General features: G+C 63.7%; 27 protein-coding genes, 1 tRNA gene and 2 pseudogenes. 12 read left to right on the forward strand and 18 right to left on the reverse strand.

What is annotated here, in order from left to right:
* Positions 1 to 4 precede the first annotated feature (4 nt).
* Positions 5 to 1,126, forward strand: a complete 1,122-nt coding sequence (ald, locus tag AVO45_RS04565) for an alanine dehydrogenase (protein WP_068344760.1) — start codon at positions 5 to 7, stop codon at positions 1,124 to 1,126.
* 78 nt (positions 1,127 to 1,204) lie between these two features.
* Here ald and AVO45_RS04570 read toward each other — a convergent pair whose 3' ends face one another.
* The 4 genes from AVO45_RS04570 to AVO45_RS04585 all read right to left on the reverse strand — a co-directional run bounded on the left by AVO45_RS04570 (position 1,205) and on the right by AVO45_RS04585 (position 5,026).
* On the reverse strand, positions 1,205 to 1,966 hold the full coding sequence (locus AVO45_RS04570; protein ID WP_420819928.1) for a mechanosensitive ion channel family protein: 762 nt from the start codon (positions 1,964 to 1,966) through the stop codon (positions 1,205 to 1,207).
* A 221-nt stretch (positions 1,967 to 2,187) separates the two neighbouring features.
* Positions 2,188 to 3,795 carry a GMC family oxidoreductase gene (locus AVO45_RS04575; RefSeq protein ID WP_068344761.1) on the reverse strand — a complete coding sequence of 536 codons (1,608 nt, stop codon included), beginning with the start codon at positions 3,793 to 3,795 and terminating at the stop codon, positions 2,188 to 2,190.
* Positions 3,796 to 3,869: 74 nt separating this feature from the next.
* Positions 3,870 to 4,319, reverse strand: a complete 450-nt coding sequence (locus AVO45_RS04580; RefSeq protein WP_068344843.1) for a YtoQ family protein — start codon at positions 4,317 to 4,319, stop codon at positions 3,870 to 3,872.
* 77 nt (positions 4,320 to 4,396) lie between these two features.
* Entirely contained in the window at positions 4,397 to 5,026 is a 630-nt protein-coding gene (locus AVO45_RS04585; RefSeq protein ID WP_068344762.1) for a class I SAM-dependent methyltransferase, read from the reverse strand.
* A gap of 84 nt (positions 5,027 to 5,110) precedes the next feature.
* Here AVO45_RS04585 and AVO45_RS04590 point away from each other — a divergent pair, with 84 nt between their 5' ends.
* Complete coding sequence (locus AVO45_RS04590; RefSeq protein ID WP_068344763.1) at positions 5,111 to 6,010, forward strand: LysR family transcriptional regulator; 900 nt, start codon at positions 5,111 to 5,113, stop codon at positions 6,008 to 6,010.
* A gap of 46 nt (positions 6,011 to 6,056) precedes the next feature.
* On the opposite strand, the gene pheT is transcribed toward AVO45_RS04590, so the two are convergent.
* Both pheT and pheS read right to left on the reverse strand, forming a co-directional pair.
* Positions 6,057 to 8,453, reverse strand: coding sequence for a phenylalanine--tRNA ligase subunit beta (pheT, locus tag AVO45_RS04595; RefSeq protein ID WP_068344764.1), 2,397 nt, complete (start codon positions 8,451 to 8,453; stop codon positions 6,057 to 6,059).
* Positions 8,454 to 8,527: 74 nt separating this feature from the next.
* Positions 8,528 to 9,601 carry a phenylalanine--tRNA ligase subunit alpha gene (pheS, locus tag AVO45_RS04600; RefSeq protein WP_068344765.1) on the reverse strand — a complete coding sequence of 358 codons (1,074 nt, stop codon included), beginning with the start codon at positions 9,599 to 9,601 and terminating at the stop codon, positions 8,528 to 8,530.
* Between the two features lie 205 nt (positions 9,602 to 9,806).
* Between pheS and AVO45_RS04605 the strand changes: the two genes are divergently transcribed.
* Positions 9,807 to 10,442, forward strand: a complete 636-nt coding sequence (locus AVO45_RS04605; RefSeq protein WP_068344766.1) for a DUF1326 domain-containing protein — start codon at positions 9,807 to 9,809, stop codon at positions 10,440 to 10,442.
* Positions 10,443 to 10,508: 66 nt separating this feature from the next.
* On the opposite strand, the gene rplT is transcribed toward AVO45_RS04605, so the two are convergent.
* From rplT to pyk, 3 genes are all read right to left on the reverse strand, one after another.
* Complete coding sequence (rplT, locus tag AVO45_RS04610) at positions 10,509 to 10,874, reverse strand: 50S ribosomal protein L20 (RefSeq protein ID WP_068344767.1); 366 nt, start codon at positions 10,872 to 10,874, stop codon at positions 10,509 to 10,511.
* A gap of 15 nt (positions 10,875 to 10,889) precedes the next feature.
* Complete coding sequence (rpmI, locus tag AVO45_RS04615; RefSeq protein ID WP_068344768.1) at positions 10,890 to 11,090, reverse strand: 50S ribosomal protein L35; 201 nt, start codon at positions 11,088 to 11,090, stop codon at positions 10,890 to 10,892.
* Between the two features lie 153 nt (positions 11,091 to 11,243).
* On the reverse strand, positions 11,244 to 12,689 hold the full coding sequence (gene pyk, locus AVO45_RS04620) for a pyruvate kinase (protein WP_068344769.1): 1,446 nt from the start codon (positions 12,687 to 12,689) through the stop codon (positions 11,244 to 11,246).
* A gap of 117 nt (positions 12,690 to 12,806) precedes the next feature.
* Between pyk and AVO45_RS04625 the strand changes: the two genes are divergently transcribed.
* The 4 genes from AVO45_RS04625 (at position 12,807) to AVO45_RS04640 (ending at position 15,177) form a co-directional block, all read left to right on the forward strand.
* Positions 12,807 to 13,544, forward strand: coding sequence for an N-formylglutamate amidohydrolase (locus tag AVO45_RS04625; RefSeq protein ID WP_068344770.1), 738 nt, complete (start codon positions 12,807 to 12,809; stop codon positions 13,542 to 13,544).
* Positions 13,545 to 13,618: 74 nt separating this feature from the next.
* On the forward strand, positions 13,619 to 13,858 hold the full coding sequence (locus tag AVO45_RS04630) for a DUF6868 family protein (protein ID WP_068344771.1): 240 nt from the start codon (positions 13,619 to 13,621) through the stop codon (positions 13,856 to 13,858).
* Positions 13,859 to 13,933: 75 nt separating this feature from the next.
* Positions 13,934 to 14,248, forward strand: coding sequence for a DUF1244 domain-containing protein (locus tag AVO45_RS04635; protein WP_068344772.1), 315 nt, complete (start codon positions 13,934 to 13,936; stop codon positions 14,246 to 14,248).
* Between the two features lie 128 nt (positions 14,249 to 14,376).
* Positions 14,377 to 15,177, forward strand: coding sequence for a DODA-type extradiol aromatic ring-opening family dioxygenase (locus tag AVO45_RS04640; RefSeq protein ID WP_068344844.1), 801 nt, complete (start codon positions 14,377 to 14,379; stop codon positions 15,175 to 15,177).
* A gap of 15 nt (positions 15,178 to 15,192) precedes the next feature.
* Here AVO45_RS04640 and AVO45_RS04645 read toward each other — a convergent pair whose 3' ends face one another.
* The 4 genes from AVO45_RS04645 to AVO45_RS19645 form a co-directional block, all read right to left on the reverse strand.
* Entirely contained in the window at positions 15,193 to 16,053 is an 861-nt protein-coding gene (locus AVO45_RS04645; protein ID WP_068344845.1) for a D-amino-acid transaminase, read from the reverse strand.
* Between the two features lie 11 nt (positions 16,054 to 16,064).
* On the reverse strand, positions 16,065 to 17,030 hold the full coding sequence (gene dgcA, locus AVO45_RS04650) for an N-acetyl-D-Glu racemase DgcA (protein ID WP_068344773.1): 966 nt from the start codon (positions 17,028 to 17,030) through the stop codon (positions 16,065 to 16,067).
* Between the two features lie 75 nt (positions 17,031 to 17,105).
* A complete protein-coding gene (gene dgcN / locus AVO45_RS04655; protein ID WP_068344774.1) occupies positions 17,106 to 18,107 on the reverse strand; it encodes an N-acetyltransferase DgcN in 1,002 nt (333 codons plus the stop codon).
* Between the two features lie 30 nt (positions 18,108 to 18,137).
* Positions 18,138 to 18,347: a hypothetical protein gene (locus tag AVO45_RS19645; protein ID WP_157770097.1), complete on the reverse strand. Its 210-nt coding sequence runs from the start codon at positions 18,345 to 18,347 to the stop codon at positions 18,138 to 18,140.
* Positions 18,348 to 18,403: 56 nt separating this feature from the next.
* Between AVO45_RS19645 and AVO45_RS04660 the strand changes: the two genes are divergently transcribed.
* A complete protein-coding gene (locus AVO45_RS04660; RefSeq protein WP_068344775.1) occupies positions 18,404 to 19,366 on the forward strand; it encodes an L-malyl-CoA/beta-methylmalyl-CoA lyase in 963 nt (320 codons plus the stop codon).
* A gap of 57 nt (positions 19,367 to 19,423) precedes the next feature.
* Here AVO45_RS04660 and AVO45_RS04665 read toward each other — a convergent pair whose 3' ends face one another.
* Both AVO45_RS04665 and AVO45_RS04670 read right to left on the reverse strand, forming a co-directional pair.
* Positions 19,424 to 20,005, reverse strand: coding sequence for a PA14 domain-containing protein (locus tag AVO45_RS04665; RefSeq protein WP_068344776.1), 582 nt, complete (start codon positions 20,003 to 20,005; stop codon positions 19,424 to 19,426).
* A 102-nt stretch (positions 20,006 to 20,107) separates the two neighbouring features.
* Positions 20,108 to 20,248 (reverse strand): annotated as a pseudogene (locus AVO45_RS04670) (Lrp/AsnC ligand binding domain-containing protein); the annotation flags it as partial.
* Here AVO45_RS04670 and AVO45_RS19300 point away from each other — a divergent pair.
* Both AVO45_RS19300 and AVO45_RS04675 read left to right on the forward strand, forming a co-directional pair.
* Positions 20,240 to 20,565: pseudogene (locus AVO45_RS19300) on the forward strand (LysE family translocator); the annotation flags it as partial. The pseudogenes AVO45_RS04670 and AVO45_RS19300 overlap by 9 nt on opposite strands.
* Before the next feature lie 69 nt (positions 20,566 to 20,634).
* Complete coding sequence (locus AVO45_RS04675) at positions 20,635 to 21,597, forward strand: acetyl-CoA carboxylase carboxyltransferase subunit alpha (RefSeq protein WP_068344777.1); 963 nt, start codon at positions 20,635 to 20,637, stop codon at positions 21,595 to 21,597.
* Between the two features lie 4 nt (positions 21,598 to 21,601).
* On the opposite strand, the gene AVO45_RS04680 is transcribed toward AVO45_RS04675, so the two are convergent.
* The 3 genes from AVO45_RS04680 to AVO45_RS04690 all read right to left on the reverse strand — a co-directional run bounded on the left by AVO45_RS04680 (position 21,602) and on the right by AVO45_RS04690 (position 24,215).
* A complete protein-coding gene (locus AVO45_RS04680) occupies positions 21,602 to 22,741 on the reverse strand; it encodes a lytic murein transglycosylase (protein WP_068344778.1) in 1,140 nt (379 codons plus the stop codon).
* 100 nt (positions 22,742 to 22,841) lie between these two features.
* The gene (locus tag AVO45_RS04685; protein WP_068344779.1) at positions 22,842 to 23,489 is read right to left on the reverse strand and encodes a GntR family transcriptional regulator; all 648 of its coding nucleotides are present in this window, start codon (positions 23,487 to 23,489) and stop codon (positions 22,842 to 22,844) included.
* Between the two features lie 30 nt (positions 23,490 to 23,519).
* A complete protein-coding gene (locus AVO45_RS04690; RefSeq protein ID WP_068344780.1) occupies positions 23,520 to 24,215 on the reverse strand; it encodes a M48 family metallopeptidase in 696 nt (231 codons plus the stop codon).
* Positions 24,216 to 24,316: 101 nt separating this feature from the next.
* On the opposite strand from AVO45_RS04690, the gene AVO45_RS04695 reads away from it, so the two are divergent.
* On the forward strand, positions 24,317 to 24,637 hold the full coding sequence (locus AVO45_RS04695) for a TIGR02300 family protein (RefSeq protein WP_068344781.1): 321 nt from the start codon (positions 24,317 to 24,319) through the stop codon (positions 24,635 to 24,637).
* A 164-nt stretch (positions 24,638 to 24,801) separates the two neighbouring features.
* A tRNA-Ala gene (locus AVO45_RS04700) sits at positions 24,802 to 24,877 on the forward strand.
* Positions 24,878 to 25,002 lie beyond the last annotated feature (125 nt).

Here is a 25,002-nt window from a genome sequence, read left to right on the forward strand (position 1 = left end):
CACAATGAAAATCGGTTGCCCCAAGGAAATCAAACCGCAGGAGTTCCGCGTCGGCATGACCCCGAACGCGGCCCAGGAAGCGGTCGCCAACGGCCATGAGGTCATCATCGAAACCAATGCCGGCATGGGTTCGGGCTTTGACGACGCGGCCTATGTCGCCGCCGGCGCCCGGATCGTGGACACCGCCGAAGAGGTGTTCGCCACCGCCGACATGATCGTCAAGGTCAAGGAGCCGCAGGCGGTCGAGCGCAAGATGCTGCGCGAAGGCCAGCTGCTGTTCACCTATCTGCACCTCGCCCCCGACCCGGAGCAGACCAAGGACCTGCTCGAGTCCGGCTGCACCGCCATCGCCTATGAAACCGTGACCGACGACCGCGGCGGCCTGCCCCTTCTGGCGCCCATGTCCGAGGTCGCTGGCCGTCTGGCCCCGCAGGTCGGCTCGTGGACCCTGCAAAAGGCCAATGGTGGCCGCGGCGTTCTGATGGGCGGCGTGCCGGGCGTGGGTCCGGCCAAGGTCGTCGTGATCGGCGGCGGCGTGGTCGGCACCCATGCGGCCAAGATTGCTGCCGGCATGGGGGCCGATGTGACGGTTCTGGACCGTTCGCTGCCTCGCCTGCGTTACCTCGACGACGTGTTCGGCGGCCTGTTCAAGAACCAGTATTCGACCGCCGGCGCCACTGCTGAACTGATCCAGGATGCCGACATGGTGATCGGCGCCGTCCTGATCCCCGGCGCGGCTGCGCCGAAACTGATCTCACGCGAGCAGCTTTCGACCATGAAACCCGGCGCGGTTCTGGTGGATGTGGCCATCGACCAGGGCGGCTGCTTCGAAACCTCGAAGCCCACCACCCACGCCGACCCGATCTACGAGGTCGACGGCATCATGCATTACTGCGTGGCCAACATGCCGGGCGCGGTGGCGCGCACCTCGACCATCGCGCTGGGCAACGCCACCATGCCCTTCATGCTCAACCTGGCCAACAAGGGCTGGCGCAAGGCCTGCGAAGAAGATCCACACCTGCTGGCGGGCCTCAATGTTCATGCAGGCCAGCTGACCTATTACGAAGTCGGCAAGGCGCTGGGTCTGGATGTCGTGTCGCCGAACGTGATCATCAAGGCCGCCTGATCGCGACCTAAGTCAAAGCAACAAGAAAGGCCCGCCCCTGAGGCGGGTCTTTCACCTTTTGCCAGCGTTGTCGCGGCGCTACGCCTGTTTCTGGATTTCCACCGTGTGCGGATAGGGAATCGAGATGCCTTGCTTGTCAAAGGCCTCCTTGACCGCCTTGGTGAGCTGGAACTTGAGATCCCAATAATCATCCGTGGCACACCAAAGCCGCGCGGTCACATCCACCGAGCTGTCGCCCAGATTGGTGACCCGAACCCACGGCTCGGGGTCTGACAGGACGCGCCCGTCCGCCTTGGCGACATCCAGAATGATCTGCATGGCCTTGTCGGCGTCATCGCCATAATCGATCCCGAACACCAGATCGACGCGCCGCGTGTCATGGGCCGAGTAGTTGAAGATGATCGACCCCCATGCCTGCCCGTTCGGCACGATGATCTGCACGTTGTCCGGGGTCACAAGTTCGGTCGTGAACAGGTTCAGGTCCACGACGGTGCCCGACGTGCCGCCGATATCGACGAACTGACCCAGTTTGTAGGGCCGGAACACCACCAGCATGACACCCGCCGCCAGGTCGCTGAGAGTGCCCTGCAAAGCCAGGCCGATGGCCAGCGATGCGGCCCCGAGGATGGCCACGATGCTCGTTGCCTGAATTCCGAAAATGCCCAGAACCGCGACCAGAACGATCGCCAGGATCACCCATTTCACCAGGCTCGCAACGAAGTTCCCAAGCGTCGGGTCGATCTGGGGCGTCGCGTTGATCCGACGCCGGACCAGGCGGCCGGCCATTCCGGCCACGGCCCACCCGACGACGAGGACGATCAGCGCCTTGACCGTATTCATCACAAGAGGCGCCAATCCGCCCGTGCCTGCAAGTATGTCTTCCACACCCATCTCCTTTTCAACAAATTGCATGTCCACGCCGACGACGTGGAAATTGGCCGGATGATCGGGGAAAATCGGCCACAGGTCTAGGATGCGGACAGATTGAAAACTCCCATGTTGCTCATTGGGAAACAGGGGTGGGTTGCAACCCGGTGCGAACTGAAGTTGCCAATAGCGCCCTACGTCGCCGCCTCCCGCATCGTATCGGCGATCTTCTCCGCGATCATGATGGTCGGCGCATTCGTGTTGCCACCGATCAGCGTGGGCATGATCGACGCATCCACCACCCGCAACCCCTCGACGCCATGCACCCGCGCCTCGGTATCGACGACGGCCATGTCATCGACGCCCATCTTGCAGGTGCCGACGGGATGATAAATCGTATCGGCACGGGCGCGGATATCCGCCTCCAACCCCGCATCGCTGCCATCGTGGGGATAGAGCCGCTTGCCCCGCCAATCCGCCAAGGGCGGCGCCTCCAGAATGGCCTCCATCTGCCGTGCGGCGGTTTTCAACAGCTTCAGGTCGCGCTCGTCGCTCAGAAAGGCCGGATCGATCCGGGGTGCGGTCGAAGCCCGGTCCGAGGCCAGCCCGACCTGGCCGCGACTGAATGGCCGCAATACGCAGGCGTGGCAGGAAAACCCGTGCCGGAAATGGATCTTGCGCATGTGGTCATCGACGATGCCCACGACAAAGTGCAGTTGGATGTCAGGACGCGGCTGGGACGGATCGGATTTCAGGAAAGCCCCGCCTTCGGCGAAGGGGGTCGAGAACAGCCCGCCGCCCTCGCGCCGCCACTTCATCCCGGCCTTCGCCAGATCCCACAGGCCGCCGGGCGTCAAGCCGATCACGTCCTTGCGTTTCGAGTGGTAGCTGATGACATAATCGAGATGGTCCTGCAGGTTCTGCCCCACGCCGGGGAGCTCGTGCACGACAGGAATCCCGTGCTGTGCAAGCTCATCCTCGGGGCCGACACCCGACAACATCAGCAACTGGGGCGAGCCGAACGCGCCACCCGACAGGATGACTTCGCGTTTGGCCCGGATCTCCTCGACGGTGCCCTTGCGGCGGATCTCAACTCCTGTCGCGCGCTTGCCTTCGAAAACGATCCGCTGCGCGGCGGCCTTCGTCAGAATGGTCAGGTTCGACCTGTTCAGGTTGTCGCGCAGATAGGCAGCGGCAGCCGAACAACGTTCGCCCTTGTGCGGACCGTCATGGAATTGCGTCACCTGGTAGAGCCCCGCGCCCTCCTGCTCGGGGCCGTTGAAATCCGGGTTGCTCCGAACCTGCTGCTGGGCGCAGGCCTCGACGAAAGCGTGCGAGATCGGGCGCGGCTCGGACTGGTCGGCAACCTGCAAAGGCCCTTCGTCGCCATGCAACTCGTCCGCGCCCCGGGCATTCCCCTCGGCCCTTCGGAAATAAGGCAGGACGCTCTGCCAGTCCCACCCCTCGCACCCGAGTTCGGCCCAGTCGTCATAATCCGACGGATGCCCACGAACATAGAGCATGGCGTTGATCGCCGACGACCCGCCCAGCGCCTTGCCGCGCGGCTGAAAGCCCTTGCGATTGTTCAGGCCCGGCTGCGGCACCGTTTCGAAGGCCCAGTTGTTGATCTTGGGCCGCCCCGAGATCATTGCGGCAACCATGGCAGGCGCGCGGATCAAAAGGCCCTGGCCGTCGCCGCCCGCTTCGATCAGGCACACGGAAACATCCGGCGACTCGCTCAGCCGCGAGGCCAAAACGCACCCGGCAGACCCGCCACCCACGATCACATAGTCGAATTCCATCACCGCCCTCCCCATGCAGCTTTGGGAAAGCGTAGGAACGGCAGGTTATTGCATCAAGAATGACGTGGCGCGACTCAGTCGGGCAGCTTGCCCGTCAGGACATAGCGCAGGATCTCGACGACCTGTCTCGGCTCTTCGGCCACGGCAAGCGCGGCCGCGTCCACCTCTTTCAGCGCGTGCTGGTGGTCGGGCCCGTGCAACACGATGATCGACTTGCCAAGCCCAGCCGCGTATCCGGCGTCAAAGGCCGCGTTCCACTGCTTGTATTTTTCGCCGAATCGAACGACCACCACGTCGGCGTCGGCAATGCCCTTGCGGGTGCGGATCGCGTTCAGCTTGGCACCCTTGTGGTCGTGCCAGAACTTGTCGGACTCGGCCCCGAGAATGGCGACCCCGCAATCGTCGCTGGCATCGTGGTCGGTCACCGGGCCGGTGAAGGTGATGTCCAGCCCCTGCGCCCCATCAATGATCTGCTCGCGCCAATCCGTATGGATTTCACCCGACAGGTAAACGTTCAGTCCCATGGTCTTCTCCATTGTGCTCGAAGCCGGACCATAGCTGGGTCAGTTTCAAAACCCAACGTCCTGCGGGACATTCCGCCTCAGATCTTGCGCGCGACGATGAACCGGCGCGCATCCGTTGCCGGGAAACTGTCGCGCTCGATGATCTCGAACCCGGCCCGCTCGATGGCGGCATCCAGTTCTTCTTCGGCCATGAAGCGAACGAACGGCGCCTTGCCCAGCATCTGCAGGACCGGAAGGATCAGCCGCATCACCCGATAGCGCAGGCTGCCAGCCCGTTGGGCACAGAATGTCTTGGAGATGAACAGCCCTCCGGGTTTCAGCACCTCGGATATGCCCGAAAGGGTCCCGTCCAGGTCCTCGACCAGATGCAGCAGGTTGAAGGCCATCGCGGCGTCGAACGGCCCCTTGGGCGGGCTGCCGGCCTCGGCCTCGACAAAGCGCACATTGGTCGCCTTCTGCTCGTCCGCCTTGCGCGCCCCGACCGCCAGCATCCCGGCCGAGACATCGCTGGCCACGACCTCGGCAACGCTTGGCGCCAGTCTCAGCGCGGTCGTCCCGGTGCCGCACCCGAGTTCCAGCACCTTGTCGGACGGCGTCAGGCAGGACGCGGTTCGGCGCAGGGTCAGTTCATAGGAATCCATGTCCTTGATGGGGGTCCGGGCGTATTTTTCGGCGATCCCGTCCCAGAATTTGGCCGTGGCATTCATGTCATCTCTCCTTTGGGCGCAGTTTATTTATGCAAGAATCAAAGATAAATTGCCGAATATCGTAGAGCAGTTATACATATCTGCATGGTTGAGCTTGGCGACTTCGACTGGAACCACATCCGGGCCTTTCTGGCGACGGCAGAGGCCGGCTCGCTTTCGGCTGCTGCGCGGCAGTTGCGGCAGACGCAGCCGACGCTCAGCCGGCAGGTGGCGGCATTGGAGGCCGATCTGGGCGTGATGCTGTTCGAGCGCGTCGGCCGGTCGCTGGAGTTGACGCAGGCCGGGCTCGAGCTGCTGGAGCACACGCGCGCAATGGGTGAGGCAGCCAACCGGATCGCCCTGACCGCCTCGGGTCAGGCGCAGTCGATCGAAGGCGAGGTCAGGATCACCGCAAGCGACGTGATGTCCGCCCATGTCCTGCCAGACGTGCTGCGCGACATCCGCGAGCGCGCGCCGCTGCTGCGCATCGAGGTGATCGCCACAAATGACATTCGCGACCTGATGCGGCGCGAGGCGGATATCGCCATCCGCCATGTGCGCCCCGACCAACCCGACCTGATCGCGCGCCTGGTGCGCGAGGCCCGGGCCCACCTCTACGCCGCCTCGACTTACCTGGAACGAAAGGGGCGACCCAGGACGATGGCCGAGCTGCCGGCTCATGACTTCGTGGGCTTCGGTGACACCGCCCGAATGATCGAGTTTCTTGCCCCGCTCGGCATTCACCTGCGTCAACAGAATTTCCCGATTGGATCGCCCAGCGGCATCGTGGCCTGGGAATATGTCAGGCAGGGTTTCGGACTGGCGCCCATGCCAGAAGAGGTCGGTGACGCCACCGCAGGAGTCGAGCGCGTCTTGCCGGACATGGAGCCGATCCTGTTCCCGATCTGGCTGACCACGCACCGGGAGTTGCATACCAGTCGGCGTATTCGGTTGGTCTTTGACCTCTTGGCCGAGCATCTGGCGCGCCAAGAGCCCGGAAAATGAAAAACGCGCCCGAAGGCGCGTTTCTCGAAATCACAGGGATCGCAAATCAGCCGCGCAGAACGCCGCCGGTGGCCTTGGTGACCTTGGCGATGATCTTTTCGGCGACCGCCTCGATATCCTTTTCCTTCAGCGTCTTCTCGGTCGGCTGAAGCCGAACGGTGATGGCCAGAGATTTCTTGCCCTCTCCCACGCTGCCGCCGATGAACTCGTCGAACACGCGAACCTCTTCGATCAGCTGCTTGTCGGCACCGGCGGCGGCATTGACCAGCGTCAGCGCCTCGACATCGGCATCGACCACGAAGGCAAAGTCGCGCTCGACCGCCTGCAGATCGCGCAGTTCCAGCGCCGAACGTGTCGCCCCCGACTTGCGCGGCAGCGGCACCTGATCGGGCCAGATGGTGAAGGCCACGGCCGGCCCCTTGACGTCCATCGCCTGCAACACGCGCGGATGCAGCTCGCCAAAGACACCCAGCACCTTTTTCGGTCCCAAGCAGATCTTGCCGTGACGGCCAGGGTGCCACCAGCCCTGCGCTCCACGCATGATCTGGACCTTGGCGGGCGCGCCGATCGCCGACAGCACGGCTTCGGCATCGGCCTTGACGTCGAACACGTCCACCGGGCGGGACGCGCCATGCACGTCCTTGGGGCCGGTCCGCCCGACCAGCAGGCCGGACACCTGCGTGTGCTGATCGCCCGGCTCACCGCCGTCAAAGGCGGGGCCGACCTCGAACAGCGCCAGATCGGCGAAGCCACGCGCCTGATTGCGGGCCGCCGCCTGCAGCAGCCCCGGCAGAAGGTCGGGGCGCATGTGACTCATCTCGGACGAGATCGGGTTTTCCAGCATCGTCTCGTCGTCACCGCCGCCGAACAGCTCGGCCGACGCCTTGTCGATGAAGGTGTAAGTGACGCATTCGTTGTAGCCCAGCGCCGCACAAGTGCGCCGCGCCATCGACTGGCGGCGCTGCGCCGGGGTCATGACCGGTTTGGGGATGCCATCGGTCACGCGCGGCAGCGGCTTGCCCTGCAGCTTGGTGAGAGAGGCGATACGCGCCACTTCCTCGACCAGATCGGCCTCGCCCATGATGTCGGGTCGCCAGCTGGGCACATGGGCCATGTTGCCCTCGAGCCGGAAGCCCAGGCGGGTCAGGGTCTGGCGCTGCTCGCTTTCGGGGATATCCATGCCGACCAGCGACTGCACGCGCTCGGCGTCCAGTTTGTAGGCGCGCGAATGATCCGGCACCTTGCCCGCAACCACCACGTCCGAGGCCTCGCCTCCGCAGATGTCGAGGATCATCTGGGTCGCGTGCTCGAGCCCTTCCAGCGTGTATTCCGGGTCGACCCCACGCTCGAACCGATACCGCGCGTCCGAGTTGATCTTGAGCGCGCGGCCCGCCAGCGCGATCTGGACATGGTTCCAGTAGGCGCTTTCCAGGAACACGTTCACCGTTTCTTCGGTGCAGCCGGTTTCCAGCCCGCCCATGATGCCCGCGATGGACTCGGGGCCGTTGTCGTCGGAAATCACCATCATGCCGGGCTGGAGCGTGTATTCCTTTTCGTCCAGCGCCACCAGCTTCTCACCGCCCTTGGCGCGGTGCACCCGCAGGTTGCCCTTGACCTTGTCGGCGTCAAACACGTGCAGCGGCCGGTTGTGGTCGAAGGTCATGTAGTTGGTGATGTCCACCAGCGCCGAGATCGGGCGCAGGCCGATGGCCTTCAGCTGGTCCTGCAGCCATTGCGGGCTGGGGCCGTTTTTCACGCCCCGGATCATCCGGCCGGTGAACAGCGGACAGCCGTCCAGCGTATCTTCGTCGATAGTGACCTTGATCGGGCACTCGAACTCTCCGGGCACCGGCGCATAGTCGCGGGTCTTGAGCGTGCCCAGACCGCGCGCTGCCAGATCGCGCGCGATGCCCGCCACGCCCAGCGCGTCGGGGCGGTTGGGGGTGATGGCGATCTCGATCACCGGATCGACCTTGGCCGGGTCGTTCTCGGCCAGCCAGTCCACGAAACGCTGGCCAACCTCGCCCGAGGGCAGCTCGATGATGCCGTCATGCTCGTCCGACAGCTCCATCTCGCGCTCCGAAGCCATCATGCCAAAGCTCTCGATGCCGCGGATCTTGCCGACCTGGATGGTGGTGTCGATGCCAGGCACATAGGTGCCGGGCTTGGCGACGACCACGGTGATGCCTTCACGGGCGTTGGGCGCACCGCAGATGATCTGCTTTTCGCCCTCGTCGGTCTCGACCTTGCAGACGCGCAGCCGGTCGGCATCGGGGTGCTTCTCGGCGTGTTTCACATAACCGAGTGTGAAATCCTTGAGCCGCTCGGCGGGATTGATGACCTCTTCGACCTCGAGCCCGAGATCGGTCAGCGCCTCGGCGATCTCATCAACCGAGGCGTCGGTGTCCAGGTGGTCTTTCAGCCAGGAGAGGGTGAATTTCATTTCTGTTTTCCTGTCCGGTAAGGCGGGCCAACCCGCCGAAATCTCTTGGGCAGCAGGGCAAGCCCCACGCTATTTCATCGTGACAAACCGCCATGCAGCGTCGGTATATCCAGTGCAGCAAAGCCGTAGTGGCGCAGCCAACGCAGGTCACTGTCAAAGAACGCCCGCAGATCCGGGATGCCGTATTTCAGCATCGCCAGACGGTCGATGCCGATGCCGAAGGCAAAGCCCTGATAGACCTCGGGGTCGATCCCGCCGGCGGCGATCACCTTGGGGTGGACCATGCCGGAGCCCAGAATCTCCATCCAGTCGTCGCCCTCGCCGATCTTCAGCTGGCCGCCCTCCCAGGAACAGCGGATATCGACCTCGGCCGAGGGTTCGGTGAACGGGAAATGCGAGGCGCGGAAGCGCAGTTCGACGTCGTCGACCTCGAAGAACGCCTTGACGAATTCTTCCAGGACCCATTTCAGGTTCGCCATCGAGATGTCCTTGTCGATGGCCAGCCCTTCGACCTGGTGGAACATCGGCGTGTGGGTCTGGTCATAGTCGGCGCGGTACACACCGCCCGGACAGATCACGCGGATCGGCGCGCCCTGCAGCTCCATCGACCGGATCTGAACCGGCGAGGTATGGGTGCGCAGCACATGCGGCGGCCGGTCGTCGCCCGGCGCGCGGTGCATGTAGAACGTGTCCATCTCGGCCCGCGCGGGGTGGTGGCCCGGGATGTTCAGGGCGTCGAAATTGTGCCAGTCGGTCTCGATCCGCGGCCCTTCGGCCACCGAAAAGCCCAGCTCGGCAAAGATCGCGGTCAGTTCTTCGGTCGCCTGGCTGACGGGGTGGACCGTGCCCTGCCGGCGGTGGCGGGCCGGCAGCGTGACATCCAGCCACTCGGTGCGCAGGCGTTCATCCAGCGCCGCGTCGGCCAGAGCGGCCTTCTTGGCGGCCAGCGCCGCGTTGATCTCGTCCTTCAGCGCGTTTAGCGCGGGGCCGACGGCCTTGCGCTCTTCGGGTGTCATTTTGCCCAGTTCGCGCATTTTCAGGGCGATTTCGCCCTTCTTGCCGACAGCTGCCACGCGGATCGCCTCGAGCGCGTCCTCGTCGGCGGCCTCTGCAATCTGCCCAAGGTATTTTGCCTTAAGATCGTCCATGACGGTCCCCTGAATTCTTCTTGCGTCCTGCTATCACAGCAGAGGCTGAAAGCAAGAGCCGCAGCGCCCGCCAGTGCCGAGGGTTGCAGCTGTGCCGCCCTCGGGCCACGCGAAACGGGCCCCTTTTCGTGAAAACCGACCGCAAGTCTGCTATTGTTCCGGCAATTCCCGACAATTCCGATTTTTCAACACGAAGGAGAGCGCCATGGCCCATACAGACTGGTTTATCGAGGCAAGGAGTTTCGGGAACTGCAACTGCGACTATGGCTGCCCATGTCAATTCGAACGCGACCCGACGCAGGGCAACTGCACGGGCTTCGAAATCCTTCACATCGACAAGGGGCATTTCGGGGACATCGACCTGAGCGGCGTGCGCTGCGCGACGCTCTACGCCTGGCCGGGACCGATCTACAAGGGCGGCGGCGCGTTGCAGGCGATCATCGACGACCGCGCCAGCGAGGCGCAGCGGGATGCGTTGTGCCGCGTGCTGCATGGCGAGGACACCGACCCCGAGGCGACCCATTGGTGGGTCTTTCATGCCATGTGCGACACGATCCACGAACCATTGAGCCGGCGAATAGACATCGAGATGGATATCGACGGGCGCAGGGCAAGGGCATCGATAGACGGCATGCTCGAGTCGACCGGCCGCCCGATCAAGCCTCCGCACAGCGATGGCGAGCACCGGGTCAGGATCGACCTGCCCCACGGGATCGAGTTCCGGCTGGCCGAGGTGGGAAGCGCCTCGACCAAGGCCAGCGGCGCGATCCCGCTGGATCTGGACGACAGCTACGGCCAATGGGCGATCATCCGTCACGGTCCGCATGGTGTGCCGGCCTGACGGGCCAGAAACGAAAAGGGCCGCTCCCGAAGGAGCGGCCCCGTTTCACTGTCTCTCGAAAGAGGATCAGGCCGACAGAGCAGCCTGTGCCTTGGCGACGATCGCGCCGAACGCTTCCGGTTCGTGCACGGCCAGGTCGGCCAGAACTTTGCGGTCCACTTCGATGCCGGCCAGGTTCAGGCCGTTGATGAAGCGGGAATAGGTCAGAGCCTCGTCATGAGCGCGCACAGCGGCGTTGATGCGCTGGATCCACAGCGCACGGAAGTTGCGCTTGCGGTTCTTGCGGTCGCGGGTTGCATACTGGTTGGCCTTGTCAACGGCCTGACGGGCAACCTTGAAGGTGTTCTTGCGGCGGCCATAGTAACCTTTGGCGGCCTTGATGACCTTCTTGTGACGGGCGTGAGTCGTGGTTCCACCTTTAACGCGGGACATCTCTCAAATCTCCTCTTAGCGGTCGTAGGGCATGTAGCCCTTGACGATCTTGGCGTCGGGGGCGGACAGGGTGGTGGTGCCACGGGCATCGCGGATGAACTTGTTGGTCCGCTTGATCATGCCGTGACGCTTGCCGGCCTGGGCCGACTTGACCTTGCCGGTCGCGGTCATCTTGAAGCGCTTCTTGGCGCTCGACTTGGTCTTCATCTTGGGCATTTCCGTCTCCTTTCACGGGTTCGGTTCTTGACGCGACTCGGCATGCCACATCGGCCGGTCGCGCGGTCAGAGGCGCCGTTTACGCAAGTCTTGTCCGGCTGGCAAGAGGGTTTTGCCCGGAATCTGGCCGCAAACCCGGAAAAACCCGCCCGATCAGCCCGGATCGGTATTGTAGATCAGCCGCTCGTCACAAGGCGCCACCCGCAGGATGTTCGTGGTGCCCGGCACGTTGAAGGGAACGCCCGCCGTTACGACGATCTGGTCGGTCTCACAGGCGAATCCCCCCGAGCGGGCCGCACGAGCGGCGTTGACCACCGCCCCCTTGAACCGCTCCAGTTCCGGCGTCATCACGCAGTGGCACCCCCAGCTCAGGCATAGCCGCCGCGCGGTGCCGACCAGAGATGTCATGGCGATGATCGGAACGCCGGGGCGTTCCCGGGCGGTCAGCAACGCGGTCGTGCCGCTTTGCGTAAAGCAGCAGATGGCCTTGATGTCGGTCTTCTCCGCGATTTCACGAGCTGCGGCGACGATGGCGTCGGCGACGGTCGACCCCCTGGCCGTGCGCGACGCGTTGATGATCTGGGTGTAGGTGGGGTCGGCCTCGACCTCGACCGCAACCCGGTCCATCGTCTTCACCGCTTCGACCGGATAGCTGCCGGCGGCCGATTCCGCGCTCAGCATGATGGCGTCGGTGCCTTCGTAGATGGCGGTGGCCACGTCCGAAACCTCGGCCCGCGTGGGCATCGGGCTTTCGATCATGCTTTCCAGCATCTGCGTTGCCACGATCACCGGCTTTGCGGCCGCGCGGCACTTGCGCACCAGGCGCTTCTGGATAGGGGGCACCGCCGAAACCGGCAATTCGACACCCAGATCGCCCCGCGCGACCATGATCCCGTCCGAGGCATCGAGGATCTCGTCAAAGGCTTCGACCGCCGCGGGTTTTTCGATCTTCGACAGGATCGCGGCGCGCCCGTCAGCCAGCGCGCGGGCTTCGAACACGTCCTTGGCGCGTTGAACGAAACTCAGCGCCAGCCAGTCGACCCCAAGTTGGCAAACGAATTCCAGATCGGCGCGATCCTTTTCCGACAGCGCCGCCAAAGGCAGCACCACATCGGGCACGTTCACGCCCTTGCGGTTCGAGATCGTCCCACCGGTCTCCACCCTGCAGTCGGCAAAATCGCGGCCGCAGTGTTCGACCACCAGCCTGATCTTGCCGTCATTGACCAGCAGATGCGCACCCGGCTCCAGCGCCTCGAAAATCTCGGGATGCGGCAGGCAGACCCGGCTGGCGTCGCCATCCGCCTCATCCAGATCAAGCCGGAACGAGGCGCCCTCCGCAAGTTCCTCTTCGCCATTGGCAAAGACACCGACGCGCAGCTTCGGCCCCTGCAGGTCGGCCAGAATGGCGATCGGGCTGTCCAGATCCTTCTCCACCTGCCGGATGATCCGGTGCTTCTCGCGGATCTCGTCATGGCTGCCGTGGCTCATGTTCAGGCGGAACACATCCGCGCCCGCCTCATGCAGGGCCCGGATCATCTCGTAGCTTTCGGATGCCGGCCCAAGGGTCGCCACGATTTTCACATTTCTCAGGCGTCGCATTGGCTCCGCTCACCTCCATCCCGCCTTGTTATCGCAAACAGTGTTGGCGCCGCTTATCGCCCAATTCCCTTTCCCAAGCAACTGCCCTAAAGGTGCGACAAACAAGATGACAGGCAGATGACATACACTCCGTTTTTCATTCATGGTGAAGATCGGCCCTCGCGCTGGCTGATCACCTGCGACCACGCGACCAACATGGTGCCACCCGAGATCAACGGCGGCGACCTTGGGCTGCCGCGCGAGGACATGGAGCGCCACATCGCTTACGACGTCGGCGCCTACGAGGTTTCCAAACATCTGGGCGAGTTGATGAACGCACCGGTGATCGCGGCCAATTTCTCGCGGCTGGTGATCGACCCGAACCGCGGAGAGGACGACCCGACCCTCCTGATGAAGCTTTATGACGGCTCGATCATTCCGGGCAACCGCCACGCCGACGATGCCGAGCGCGAGCGTCGGCTGAACATGTGCTACCGGCCCTATCACGAGGCCCTCGCGCGCATGGCATCGCTGCCGCACGCAGTGATCCTTTCCATGCATTCTTTTACAAGGCAACTGCGAGGCCGCGATCCACGCCCCTGGCATATCGGCGTCCTTCACACGGATGACGAACGCCTGTCCCGCCCGCTCATCGAGCGTCTGCGGGCCGAGGGCGATCTCTGCGTCGGGGTCAACGAACCTTATGGCGGCCACCTGCCCGGTGACTCGATCGACAAGCACTGCACCGCCCACAACCGCCCGAACGTGCTGATCGAACTCAGAAACGACCTGATCGCCGATCACGCGGGTCAGCGGGCATGGGCCGAACGTCTGGCCCCCATTCTGGAGCAGGCACTGGCAGACAGCGGCCTCTGAAGCGGTGAACCTCTGACCACAGCTTCTTGTGGGACCGTCTCGACGTCCCCACATTCTGTGGAGAGGAGCCACCAATGACGCAAGAGACGCTGACCGCCTTTTTCGGCTGGATGACCGTTCTGAATCTGGGCTTTCTGACGCTGAGCACCCTCATGATCGTCGCCCTGCGGGACTGGATGGCCGGCTTTCATGGCCGGATGTTCGACATGGATCCGTCCGAGGTGAGAAAAGCCTATTTCCGCTACCTCGCCCATTACAAGGTTCTGACCTTCATCTTCTGCCTGATGCCTTGGCTGGCGCTGAAGTTGGTGTGACCGGCCGGTTGTCACCCCAATCGTGGCTTGCTACCCCGTTTGCAGGATCCCAACTCACCCACCCGGAGCCATGACATGGACAAGCAAACCGAAATCGAACTTCAGGCCGCCGCCTTCCGCCGCCTTCAGAAACACCTGATGGAAGACCGGACCGACGTTCAGAACATCGACATGATGAATCTGGCCGGGTTCTGCCGCAATTGCCTGGCGCGCTGGTATCAGGAAGCAGCCAACGAAAGAGGCATCGAGATGGGCAAGGACGAGGCCCGCGAGATATTCTATGGCATGACCATGGATGAGTGGAAAGCCAACTACCAGACCGAGGCGAGCCCCGAGAAACAAGCCGCTTTCAAGGTGGCCTTCGAAGAGAACGTGCTCAAGAAAGAATAGGCGCGGGGGCGACATCCGAACCGCCGGACGTTCGCGAATCCGCGCACAGACCCTGTTCGTAACGCACGGTTCCGATTTGTTGCCACTGGGCTATCTTCTGTGTCATGCACAACCGCCCCGAGGCCGGCATGACACGGACACTTCCCACCTATTTCATATCGCATGGAGGCGGCCCGTGGCCGTGGCTGCCGGCGATGCGGCGTCGCTTCGCCGAACTTGAAACCTCGCTGGCCCGGATGCCGCAGGAAATCGGCCAACGCCCCTCGGCCGTCCTGATGATCTCGGGGCATTGGGAGGAAAGCGATGCCTATGCTGTCATGTCCTCGGCCCACCCGCCGATGGTCTATGACTATTCCGGCTTTCCGCCCGAAACCTACCAGATCACCTATCCGGCCCCCGGCGCCCGCGAACTGGCCCAGCGCACGGCCGAACTGATCTCGGCGGCGGGTCTGCCCACACGGCTGGACCCGGAACGGGGGTTCGACCACGGCACCTTTGCCCCGATGGCGGTCATGTATCCACAGGCGGATGTGCCGACCTACCAGATCTCGCTGCGCAGCCACTACGACCCGGCCGAACACCTGGCGCTGGGCCGGGCGCTGGCCCCGCTGCGCGACGAAGGCGTGCTGATCGTGGGATCGGGCCTGAGCTACCACAACCTCCGGCTCATGGGGCGCGAGGGCGAAGTACCCTCGGCCAGGTTCGATGCATGGCTGAATGAGGCTCTGGCGCTGCAGCCGGCCGAACGCACCAAGGCCCTGATCGATTGGGAAAGCGCGCCCTACGCGCGCATCTGCCACGCGCAGGAAGATCACCTGGTGCCGCTCTTCGTGGCGCTGGGGGCCGCCGAAGAGGCCCCCGCCACGCGGGTCTATCACGAAACCCAGTTCTTCGGCGCCCTGACCGCGTCGAGCTATCGCTTCGGCTGACGCGCGGGGCAGCCGTCAGATCGCGGTCTTGCGGCTTTCTTCCAGGTAGATTTCGCGCAGACGCTTCGCGATCGGCCCCGGCGTGCCATCGCCCAGCTTGACGCCGTCGATTTCGACGACCGGCATGACAAAGGCGCTGGCCGAGGTGGTAAAGGCCTCGTCCGCCTCTTTCGCCTCGTCGATGGTGAACAGGCGCTCTTCGATCTCCATCTGCGCCTCGGCAGCCAGCCGCAGCACCGCCTTGCGGGTGATCCCGTGCAGGATTTCGTTGGACAGCGGGCGGGTGACGATCTTGCCGTTCTTGACGAAATAGGCGTTGTTCGACGTGCCCTCGGTCACATAGCCGTCCTCCACCATCCAGGCGTCGTCGCAGCCGGCCGCCTTGGCCATCATCTTGCCCATGGACGGGTAAAGCAGCTGGGTCGTCTTGATGTCGCGGCGGCCCCAGCGGATGTCCTCGATCGAGATGATTTTGGCGCCTTTCTTCGCAGCGGGGTTGTCGGCCAGACCGGGCTTGTTCTGGGTGAACAGCACGAGGGTCGGCTTGACGTCCTCGGGCGGGAACACAAAGTCCCGGTCCCCGTCCGAACCACGGGTCACCTGAAGATAGACCAGCCCCTCTTCGATATTGTTGCGCTTCACCAACTCGCGGTGGATCTCCAGCAACTCAGACTCGCTGCAGGGCTGCTGCATGTCCAACTCGGTCAGCGACCGCGCCAGCCGCACCGCGTGGCCGTGAAAATCGATCAGCTTGCCGTCCAGCACGCTGGTCACCTCGTAAACGGCATCCGCCATCAGGAAGCCTCGGTCAAAGATCGAAACCTTGGCCTCGGTTTCGGGCAGGTATTCGCCATTCACGTAAACGGTGCGGGTCATGTTCATCTCCATCAGCCCCAGAGCGCCGCCTCGGGCGGGTGCACTCCGGCATCGTCGAAAATCAGTGGGGTGTCGCGGTCTTCGGCCAACAGAAGCGGCCCGTCAAGGTCCGTCACCAGCGCACCCTGCGCCACCAGTGTCGCAGGCGCCATCGCCAGCGAGGAGCCGACCATGCAGCCGACCATGATTCCATAGCCTCGCGCCTGCGCCTCGCGGCGCAATTCCAGCGCCTCGGTCAGGCCGCCGGTCTTGTCCAGCTTGATGTTGATCACATCGTATTTGCCCTTGAGGCCGGGCAGGCTTGCACGGTCATGGCAACTTTCGTCGGCGCAGACGGGCACCGGGCGCTCCATCCCGATCAGGGCGTCGTCGTCCCCGGCGGGCAAGGGCTGTTCGACCAATGCAACGCCCAGGCGCACCAGATGCGGCGCCAGATCGGCATAAACCCCGGCCGACCAGCCCTCGTTGGCATCCACGATTATCCTCGCATCGGGAGCCCCGGCCCGGACCGCCTCGAGGCGCGGCATGTCGTCCGGCGTGCCCAGCTTGATCTTCAAAAGCGGTCGATGCGCATTCTTCGCCGCCTGCGCCTGCATCGCCTCGGGCGTGTCCAGCGACAGCGTATAGGCGGTGATCTCGGGCTTGGGCGCGGGCAGCCCGGCCAGTTCCCAGGCGCGCTTGCCCGCCCGCTTGGCCTCGAGATCCCACAGGGCGCAGTCCACCGCATTGCGCGCAGCGCCAGCCGGCAAGAGACCCATCAAGGATTCGCGAGTGAACTCGGCGGGCAGACCCGCTATCTCGGCCTCGACCGAGTCCAGCGTCTCGCCGTAGCGGGCATAGGGCACGCACTCACCCCGGCCCCGATGCTCTCCGTCCGAGACATGAACCGTCAGCACCTTCGCCTCGGTTCGCGACCCGCGCGAGATGGTGAACACCTGCGCCAGACGGAATACGTCACGAGTGACTTCTATCTGCACGCGCCCGCTCCTTCATCTTTTCCCAAATACTCCCGCCGGAGGCGGAACCGGCCCGCCACCGGCGGGCCGTTTGGATCACATCGCGGCCAGCGCGTCCACCAGCTTGCCCGAGCCGAAACGGAACGGATCGGTCGCCGGCAGGCCCATGTCCGCCTCGACCTGCGCCAGATAGGCCTCGGCATCGGCCTCGCTCATGTGCTGGGTGTTCACCGACACCCCGACCACCTGGCAGTCGGGGTTCGCCACGCGCGCGATCTGCAGCGCCGTATCCCGCAGCGTTTCCAGCGACGGCAAGGAATAGGTCGGCAGGCCGCGCATATGCTCGCGGGTCGGCTCGTGGCAGAGGATCAGCGCATCAGGCTGGCCCCCGTGGATCAATGCCATCGTCACGCCGGAATACGAGACATGAAACAGCGACCCCTGCCCCTCGATCAGATCCCAGTGGTCGTCATCATTGTCGGGCGTCAGCCATTCGATCGAACCAGCCATGAAATCGGCGACAACCGCATCCAGCGGCACACCGTCTCCGGTGATCAGGATGCCCGTCTGCCCGGTGGCGCGGAAGGTGCATTTCATGCCACGCTCGCGCATCTCCCGGTCCATGGCCAGCGCCGTATACATCTTGCCCACCGAGCAATCCGTGCCAACGGCGAGGCACCGCTTGCCCTTGCGCCTGATGCCGTTGGCGATCGGATAGTCCACCTCGGGCACCCGCACGTCATGCAGCTTGCGCCCGGTCGCCTCGGCCACGGCAACCAGGTCAGGCTCGTCACGCAGAAGGTTGTGCAGACCCGAGGCCAGGTCGAAGCCTTCCTCCAGCGCCATCACCAGAACCTTCTTCCACTCCTGGCTGATCACACCACCGCGGTTTGCGACACCGATCACCAGCGTCTTGGCACCGGCTTCGCGCGCCTCGACCAGATCCATGTCCTTCAGCCCCAGATCGGCCTTGCAGCCCTCCATGCGGAACTGTCCCACGGCATTCTCGGGGCGCCAGTCCTTGATGCCTTGGGCAACCTTCGCCGCCAGTTGGTCGGGCGCATCGCCCAAAAACAGCAGATACGGTGTCTCGATCATTGCGGTGCACTCCATTGATTCCGGCCTAAACTATTGAACCGGGCTGACGAGCATCTCGCGTTTTTCCGCGATCCGCAGGCAATCACCGGGAGATTTTTGCGCACTGGCAGAAGAATCCGCAAGAAGCTTCGAAGTTTTCAAAATGATTAATATTTCATCACCGATTTCGCCCCCCTTTTCGCTGAATGCTGCAACAGCAATGCTGCGGACGCACAAAGATGCTTGCGCATGGCCGCGCAATTTAATACCCCATTCACCAAGAAAATCGCAATTTCCTTACCCGCAAGAGGACCAACATGAGCTTCCGTATCCAGCCCGCCGCCCCCGCGCGCCCCAATCGCTGCCAGCTGTTCGGCCCCGGTTCGAACCCAAAGCTGTTTCCCAAGATGGCGGCGTCGGCTGCCGACGTGATCAATCTCGACCTCGAGGATTCGGTTGCGCCCTCCGACAAGGATCTTGCCCGCGCCAACGTGATCGAGGCGCTCAACACCATCGACTGGGGCAACAAGTACATGTCCGTGCGGATCAACGGTCTGGACACGCCCTATTGGTATCGTGACGTGGTGGACCTGCTGGAACAGGCCGGGGACCGTCTGGACCAGATCATGATCCCCAAGGTCGGCTGCGCGGCGGATGTCTATGCCGTGGACGCCTTGGTGACGGCTGTCGAGCGCGCCAAGGGGCGAACCAAGCCGATCTCGCTCGAGGTGATCATCGAATCCGCCGCCGGCATCGCACATGTCGAGGAAATCGCCGCATCGTCGCCCCGCCTGCAGGCCATGAGTCTGGGTGCTGCCGATTTCGCCGCCTCGATGGGGATGCAAACCACCGGCATCGGCGGGACACAGGAAAACTACTACATGCTGCATGACGGCACCAAGCACTGGTCCGACCCGTGGCACTGGGCCCAGGCCGCCATCGTCGCCGCCTGCCGCACCCACGGCGTGCTGCCGGTGGATGGGCCGTTCGGCGACTTCTCGGATGACGAGGGTTACATCGCGCAGGCCAAACGCTCGGCCACGCTTGGCATGGTCGGCAAATGGGCCATCCACCCCAAGCAGATCGCGCTGGCCAATCAGGTCTTCACCCCGTCGGAAGAGGCGGTGAACGAGGCGCGCGAAATCCTCGCCGCGATGGAACAGGCCAAGGCCAATGGCGAAGGCGCCACCGTCTACAAGGGCCGTCTGGTCGACATCGCGTCGATCAAGCAGGCCGAAGTGATCGTGGCGCAGGCCGAGCTGATCGCCGCGAACGGCTGAACCACAGAAAAGGAAAACGGGGCCGAACGGCCCCGTTTTTTCCGAACTGAAAGCGGCTCAGTATCCGAACACGTTGTTCGGCACCCACTGCATCTTGCCGCCCTTCTTGCCCCATTTCATCATCAGGCAAGAGGTGCTGTATTTCTGGAAATACACGATCTGCAGATCATACCACCCGGCCTTGGGCACCTCGACCTCGACCCGCTGGTTGGCATCGCATGGTTGCCGCTCTTTGAAGTAGCCCACCTGCTGGCCGCCGATCCGTGCGTCGATGCCGTCATTTGACCAGGTCTCAAGCTCGTAGATCCCCGGCGCGTCAAAACGGATGTATCCCCGGATGTCGGCGGCCACGTTGAAGGCCTTGTTGAAGGTCAAAACCGGGTCGCCTTCGTCGGTGTCGCGATAATCGAGCCCGCGCAGCGGCTGACCGGGCTTGGCGCTGCGAACCATCTGCTTTGCGGTGTCGATCGACTGGATCTTGGCCGGCGGGTCGCCCGCCCAGGCATATTTCACCGCCAGACCGGCCTTGGGATTGCTCGGCTGCGGGTTGGCGGGGGTGAGCTTCAGCGGCGCGGCCAGCGCGGCCGCGGCACAAAGAGTGCCGGCCATGGCCAGCAATCCGGTCCAGACGGTCTTCATCCTGTTCTCCCTGTCAGAGAGCCGGCACAACCGGCCCGAGCCTGCCCATCACGCGGTCCTTGATTGGAATCTAGGCCGCAACGCCCTGTGGAACAAGGCCCTTCACGCGCGCAGAACCTTGGGAGACCCCATAACCACATAAGAAGTGACCGACGTCACATGCGGCGTCGTTCCCAGAGTTTCCGTATTAAACTGCTTGTAACTGGCCAGATCGGCGCATTCCACGCGCAGCAGATACTCGACGGCGGCGGCCTGGTTCAGGTCTTTGACGCCTTCCCCTTCAGCTACACGGCGCTCAAGGCCGGTTCCGTGATTTATCTGCTGTGGCTGGCCTGGAAGATCGCGCATGCCGCTCCGACCCCGCAGAGTGAAACGACCGGGCGATCGTTTTCGTCGCGGTCGTGTTCGGTGCGATCAACCTGCCTACGGTCAGCTCGTGGACGCTGGCTGGCCTGCAGATGGCGCGGATTCTGACCAATCCGCGGCGGCTGGCCTTGTTCAACTGGACCATGGCCGCGCTGCTGGTTGCCTCGCTTTACCCCGTGCTCTGGCCCAACTGAGCGCGAGGCGAGTTGCATCTGACGTGACCAGAGGTCATATAGCGTGGAAATTCCGCGTTGAGAGGCGTCATGACCCAGTATCTGGATTTCGAGAAACCCCTGGCCGAGATCGAAGGCAAGGCCGAGGAGTTGCGCGCGTTGGCCCGCGCCAACGAAGAGATGGACGTATCGGAAGAAGCGGCGGCGCTGGATGCGAAAGCGTCGAAACTGCTGGACGAGTTGTACAGGGATCTGACCCCCTGGCGGAAATGCCAGGTCGCGCGTCATCCCGAGCGGCCCCATTGCAAGGACTATATCGAGGCGCTGTTCACGGAATACACTCCGTTGGCGGGCGACCGGAACTTTGCCGATGACCTTGCGGTGATGGGCGGCCTTGCCCGTTTCAATGACAAACCCGTCATGGTGATCGGCCACGAAAAGGGCAGCGACACCAAATCGCGGATCGAGCGCAATTTCGGCATGGCGCGACCGGAAGGCTACCGCAAGGCCGTGCGCCTGATGGAAATGGCCGGACGTTTCGGCCTGCCCGTGATCACCCTAGTCGATACGGCGGGGGCCTATCCCGGCAAGGGTGCCGAGGAACGCGGCCAGTCCGAGGCCATCGCGCGCTCGACCGAGATGTGCCTGAAGATTGGCGTGCCGCTGGTGTCGGTGATCATCGGAGAGGGTGGCTCGGGCGGCGCCGTGGCTTTTGCCACAGCCAACCGCGTCGCGATGCTGGAACACTCGATCTATTCGGTGATTTCGCCCGAGGGCTGCGCCTCGATCCTGTGGAAGGATGCCGAGAAGATGCGCGAGGCCGCCGATGCGCTGCGCTTGACCGCGCAGGACCTCAAGAAACTGGGCGTGATCGACCACATCATCCCCGAGCCACGCGGCGGGGCGCATCGCAACCGGCAGGGCACGATCGAGGCCGTGCGCGAGGCGCTGGCCGGAATGCTGAAAGAACTCGAAGGCAAGGATGCGGCCGCGCTGATCCAGGATCGGCGGCAGAAATTCCTCGACATCGGCTCGAAAGGGCTGGCGGCCTGATCCGTCAGCCGCCCAGCCGTCGCAACAACGCCACCGAAGGTTCCCCGGTCACCGGCAGTCCGCTGGCGCTCTGATAGGCGCTGATCGCGGACTTGGTATTGTTGCCGATCACCCCGTCGGCACCCTGCGTGTCATAGCCGGCAGAGGTCAGGCGGCGCTGCAGATCCTTGCGATCTTCCAGGGTCAGGCCGTTTTCATCCGGCCCGAATGACGCCTGGAACGGCCCTCCGCCCGCGATCCGGTCGGCCAGATGCCCGACGCCGATCGCGTAGCTGTCCGAGTTGTTGTAGCGCTTGATCACCTTGAAATTGCGGAACACGGCAATGCGCGGTCCGGGTTTCTGGGGCTGCAGAACCGCAATCGGCGTGCCCGAACTGGCCGCGGCCGAACCCACCTCGCCGCCCCAGGGCTGGCCGCGCACCCACCCTGCGCGCGACAGGTAGGCCGCGGTAGAGGCAAGTGAATCCGTCGGGTCGTCGGACCAGATGTCGCGACGCCCGTCGCCAGTGAAATCCACCGCATAGGCAAGATACGAGGTCGGGATGAACTGCGTGTGCCCCATCGCACCGGCCCAGCTGCCGGTCATCCGTTCGGGCGTGGTATCGCCGTTCTGCAGGATCTTCAGCGCCGCGATCAGCTGGCTTTCGAAGAACGAGCCGCGCCGGCCGTCATAGGCCAGAGTGGAGAGGGCGGAAATGACGGGAACATCGCCGCGGCGCTGGCCATAGCGGCTTTCAAGCCCCCAGATGGCAACGACGATCTCCTTGTCCACGCCATAGCGCGATTCGATCTGCGACAGGGTGGCGCCATGTCGCTGAAGCATCTGCCTTCCGGTGCCGATGCGTTCATCCGAAGCGGCGATGGCCAGATAGTCCTCGAGCGAACGCTTGAACTCGACCTGGTTGCGATCCTTCTCGATCACGCCCGGCAGATATCCCGCCCCGCGAAACGCGCGATCGATGGTCGATTGCGAAATGCCCTTGGCCGCAGCGCGACCCTTGAAGCCTGCCACCCAGGCATCCCAGCCCGAATTCGGGACGGCGCGCATGCGCGACGCAGGCGCATTCTGCGTGACCCCGCCTCCTGAACAGGCGGACAGAAAAACCGCACCGATGCCAAGAGAGAAAACGCGCCGATTGATCATGGTCCTGCCCTGCTCTTGTATGCCTCGGGCCAAATCTACCGCGATCAGCCCCACGGCACCAGACACGACGGCCGAGAAAACCCGATGGGCGACAAGCCGCTCAGGACACCAGAAGCCGCAGCCCCTGCGTCACGTCCGAGCGCACGGCAAGGCGCAAACCGGGCTCGTCTCCGGCCTTCAGCGCGGCGATGATCAGCTTGTGGTAATGCGGCGGCTCGGTCCGGCGCAGCCGGCCGTAAAGCGCCCGCATCGTCGGACCAAGTTGCAGCCAGACGGTTTCGGCAATCGCCAGCATCGCGGGGGCCTGGGCCCGCAGGTAGAGCGTCCGGTGAAACTCGAGATTGGCGCGGATGTAACCCACGGCATCCCGCTTGTTCACCATCTCGGCCACGTTCATGTTGATCGTCTGGAGCCTGTCTATCAGCGCGATATGCGCACGCGGCAGGGCACGGCTGGCCAGTTCCACCTCAAGCAGCGCGCGCAGGGCGGCAAGTTCCTCGATCCGGTCATTGGTCAGTTCGGGCGTCGAAACCCGGCCCGACGAGGACAGGAACAGCGCCCCCTCGGCCGCCAGGCGGCGCACGGCCTCGCGCGCGGGCGTCATCGAGACACCGAATTCCTTGCCGATCCCGCGCAGGGTAAAGGCCTGGCCGGGCGGGATCTCGCCATGCATGATTCTCGACCGCAGGGTGCGATAGACCTGATCGTGGGTAGCGGTTTGCGTGTCGGAGGGGCGCGCGTTCAACATGCACCCATGTGATCACAAAACGCCCCCCCGTCAACTCTCACCTGCATCGAACCGGTAACGGTGTAGCGTCGCCCCATTGTCACGCAGCCACCGGCGGGGGCGGTCGTAGGCGCCGAAAATCCCCTGGACATGCGCCCAGAACGCGGGGGAGTGATTCATCTCGGCCAGATGCGCGACTTCGTGCGCGGCGACATAGCGCAGGACGTCAGGAGGCGCGAGAATCAATCGCCAGGAAAACATCAACCTGCCGTCCGTGCTGCACGACCCCCAGCGGGACCGCGTGTCACGCAGGGTCAGTCGCGCATAGGGGCGGCCCAGCGCCGAGGCATACCCGTCGCAGGCCTCGGTCAGCCGTTCACGGGCAAGCTCTTTCAGAAACCTGGACAATCGCCGTGCCTCCGCACCCTCGGGAACCGCGACTTCGCCTTGGTGCAGCTCGACGCGCCGCCCCTTGGCCGGAACGATTCGGTGCGAATGGCCCTCGATCGGAACTGTTTCGCCGAATGCGACGCGGATTTCTTCGGGCCGCGACTGCAGATGTCGGCGAATCCAGTCTTCCTTTGTCCGGGCGAAATCCAGAGCCTCCGACTCGGGCACACCGACCGGCAAGGTCAGCGTAACGCGCCCGTCCAATTGGGAAATTCGCAGACTGATCCTGCGCGCGCGCGCCGAACGGCGCAGGGTCAGCGGCACCGGAGGATGGCCATTCAATGCGTGTCGTCCCAAGACGCCCCTCTCCTGTGCGCAAAGGCTTTGACAGTCCCTACCGCTTGTGGCAGGTGACCTGAATCGTTGCTACGACTCACCAGATATCAAGGGGATTTCACATGCCCAAGGAAGAATGGGGTGTAAAGCGTGTTTGCCCGACCACCGGCAAACGGTTTTATGACCTGAACAAGGACCCGATCGTCAGCCCCTATACCGGCGAGATCGTGGAACTGGAAACCGGCAAGAGCCGGATGATCTCGGCTGATGCCGAGGATGCAGCCTCGGCCAAGGCCCGTCAGTCGGTCACGGAAGACGATCTCGTCCTGGATGATGACGACGCCGTCGACGTCGAACTGGATGACGACATTCTCGAAGAAGACGACGACGACAACGTCTCGCTGGACGACATCACCGACATGTCCTCCGATGACGAGTCCTGACGCAAGACAGGGGCGGCATGGATGCCCGCCCCGTTCGCGCCTCCGAGGAGGGCGGCCGCGGCTAGGATCGAGTTCAAAGTTTTTCGTTTGAATCGTTTTTTTGGGCTTGCACTCCGCATCCGCGTTTCATAAACGTCCGTCCACCGCCAAGGCGGTACCGGAATGGGGCCTTAGCTCAGTTGGGAGAGCGCTTGCATGGCATGCAAGAGGTCAGGGGTTCGACTCCCCTAGGCTCCACCATTTACCTGCAGATCCAGGCAAAATCCGAACAACAGACACAGAGCAGCGTGGCCGTTGCGCAGCCTGAAGCCGCACGGTGCGTCTTTCCCGTCTTCGGAATGGCAATTTAAACCACTGCTGGTCGT

The organism is Ruegeria marisrubri (assembly GCF_001507595.1).
In the GTDB taxonomy this organism is placed as follows: domain Bacteria; phylum Pseudomonadota; class Alphaproteobacteria; order Rhodobacterales; family Rhodobacteraceae; genus Ruegeria; species Ruegeria marisrubri.

What these genes read in the sequence shown, in the direction of transcription:
- ald (WP_068344760.1), top strand. Translation starts at nt 5, where the DNA reads ATGAAAATCGGTTGCCCCAAGGAAATCAAACCGCAGGAGTTCCGCGTC.
- AVO45_RS04685 (WP_068344779.1), bottom strand. Translation starts at nt 23,489, where the DNA reads ATGTTGAACGCGCGCCCCTCCGACACGCAAACCGCTACCCACGATCAG.
- AVO45_RS04640 (WP_068344844.1), top strand. Translation starts at nt 14,377, where the DNA reads ATGACACGGACACTTCCCACCTATTTCATATCGCATGGAGGCGGCCCG.
- AVO45_RS04660 (WP_068344775.1), top strand. Translation starts at nt 18,404, where the DNA reads ATGAGCTTCCGTATCCAGCCCGCCGCCCCCGCGCGCCCCAATCGCTGC.
- pyk (WP_068344769.1), bottom strand. Translation starts at nt 12,689, where the DNA reads ATGCGACGCCTGAGAAATGTGAAAATCGTGGCGACCCTTGGGCCGGCA.
- AVO45_RS04575 (WP_068344761.1), bottom strand. Translation starts at nt 3,795, where the DNA reads ATGGAATTCGACTATGTGATCGTGGGTGGCGGGTCTGCCGGGTGCGTT.
- dgcN (WP_068344774.1), bottom strand. Translation starts at nt 18,107, where the DNA reads ATGATCGAGACACCGTATCTGCTGTTTTTGGGCGATGCGCCCGACCAA.
- AVO45_RS04605 (WP_068344766.1), top strand. Translation starts at nt 9,807, where the DNA reads ATGGCCCATACAGACTGGTTTATCGAGGCAAGGAGTTTCGGGAACTGC.
- rplT (WP_068344767.1), bottom strand. Translation starts at nt 10,874, where the DNA reads ATGTCCCGCGTTAAAGGTGGAACCACGACTCACGCCCGTCACAAGAAG.
- pheS (WP_068344765.1), bottom strand. Translation starts at nt 9,601, where the DNA reads ATGGACGATCTTAAGGCAAAATACCTTGGGCAGATTGCAGAGGCCGCC.
- AVO45_RS04675 (WP_068344777.1), top strand. Translation starts at nt 20,635, where the DNA reads ATGACCCAGTATCTGGATTTCGAGAAACCCCTGGCCGAGATCGAAGGC.
- AVO45_RS04630 (WP_068344771.1), top strand. Translation starts at nt 13,619, where the DNA reads ATGACGCAAGAGACGCTGACCGCCTTTTTCGGCTGGATGACCGTTCTG.
- AVO45_RS04635 (WP_068344772.1), top strand. Translation starts at nt 13,934, where the DNA reads ATGGACAAGCAAACCGAAATCGAACTTCAGGCCGCCGCCTTCCGCCGC.
- AVO45_RS04585 (WP_068344762.1), bottom strand. Translation starts at nt 5,026, where the DNA reads ATGAATGCCACGGCCAAATTCTGGGACGGGATCGCCGAAAAATACGCC.
- AVO45_RS04665 (WP_068344776.1), bottom strand. Translation starts at nt 20,005, where the DNA reads ATGAAGACCGTCTGGACCGGATTGCTGGCCATGGCCGGCACTCTTTGT.
- AVO45_RS04645 (WP_068344845.1), bottom strand. Translation starts at nt 16,053, where the DNA reads ATGACCCGCACCGTTTACGTGAATGGCGAATACCTGCCCGAAACCGAG.
- AVO45_RS04695 (WP_068344781.1), top strand. Translation starts at nt 24,317, where the DNA reads ATGCCCAAGGAAGAATGGGGTGTAAAGCGTGTTTGCCCGACCACCGGC.
- pheT (WP_068344764.1), bottom strand. Translation starts at nt 8,453, where the DNA reads ATGAAATTCACCCTCTCCTGGCTGAAAGACCACCTGGACACCGACGCC.
- AVO45_RS04625 (WP_068344770.1), top strand. Translation starts at nt 12,807, where the DNA reads ATGACATACACTCCGTTTTTCATTCATGGTGAAGATCGGCCCTCGCGC.
- AVO45_RS04590 (WP_068344763.1), top strand. Translation starts at nt 5,111, where the DNA reads ATGGTTGAGCTTGGCGACTTCGACTGGAACCACATCCGGGCCTTTCTG.
- AVO45_RS04680 (WP_068344778.1), bottom strand. Translation starts at nt 22,741, where the DNA reads ATGATCAATCGGCGCGTTTTCTCTCTTGGCATCGGTGCGGTTTTTCTG.
- rpmI (WP_068344768.1), bottom strand. Translation starts at nt 11,090, where the DNA reads ATGCCCAAGATGAAGACCAAGTCGAGCGCCAAGAAGCGCTTCAAGATG.
- AVO45_RS04570 (WP_420819928.1), bottom strand. Translation starts at nt 1,966, where the DNA reads ATGAATACGGTCAAGGCGCTGATCGTCCTCGTCGTCGGGTGGGCCGTG.
- AVO45_RS04580 (WP_068344843.1), bottom strand. Translation starts at nt 4,319, where the DNA reads ATGGGACTGAACGTTTACCTGTCGGGTGAAATCCATACGGATTGGCGC.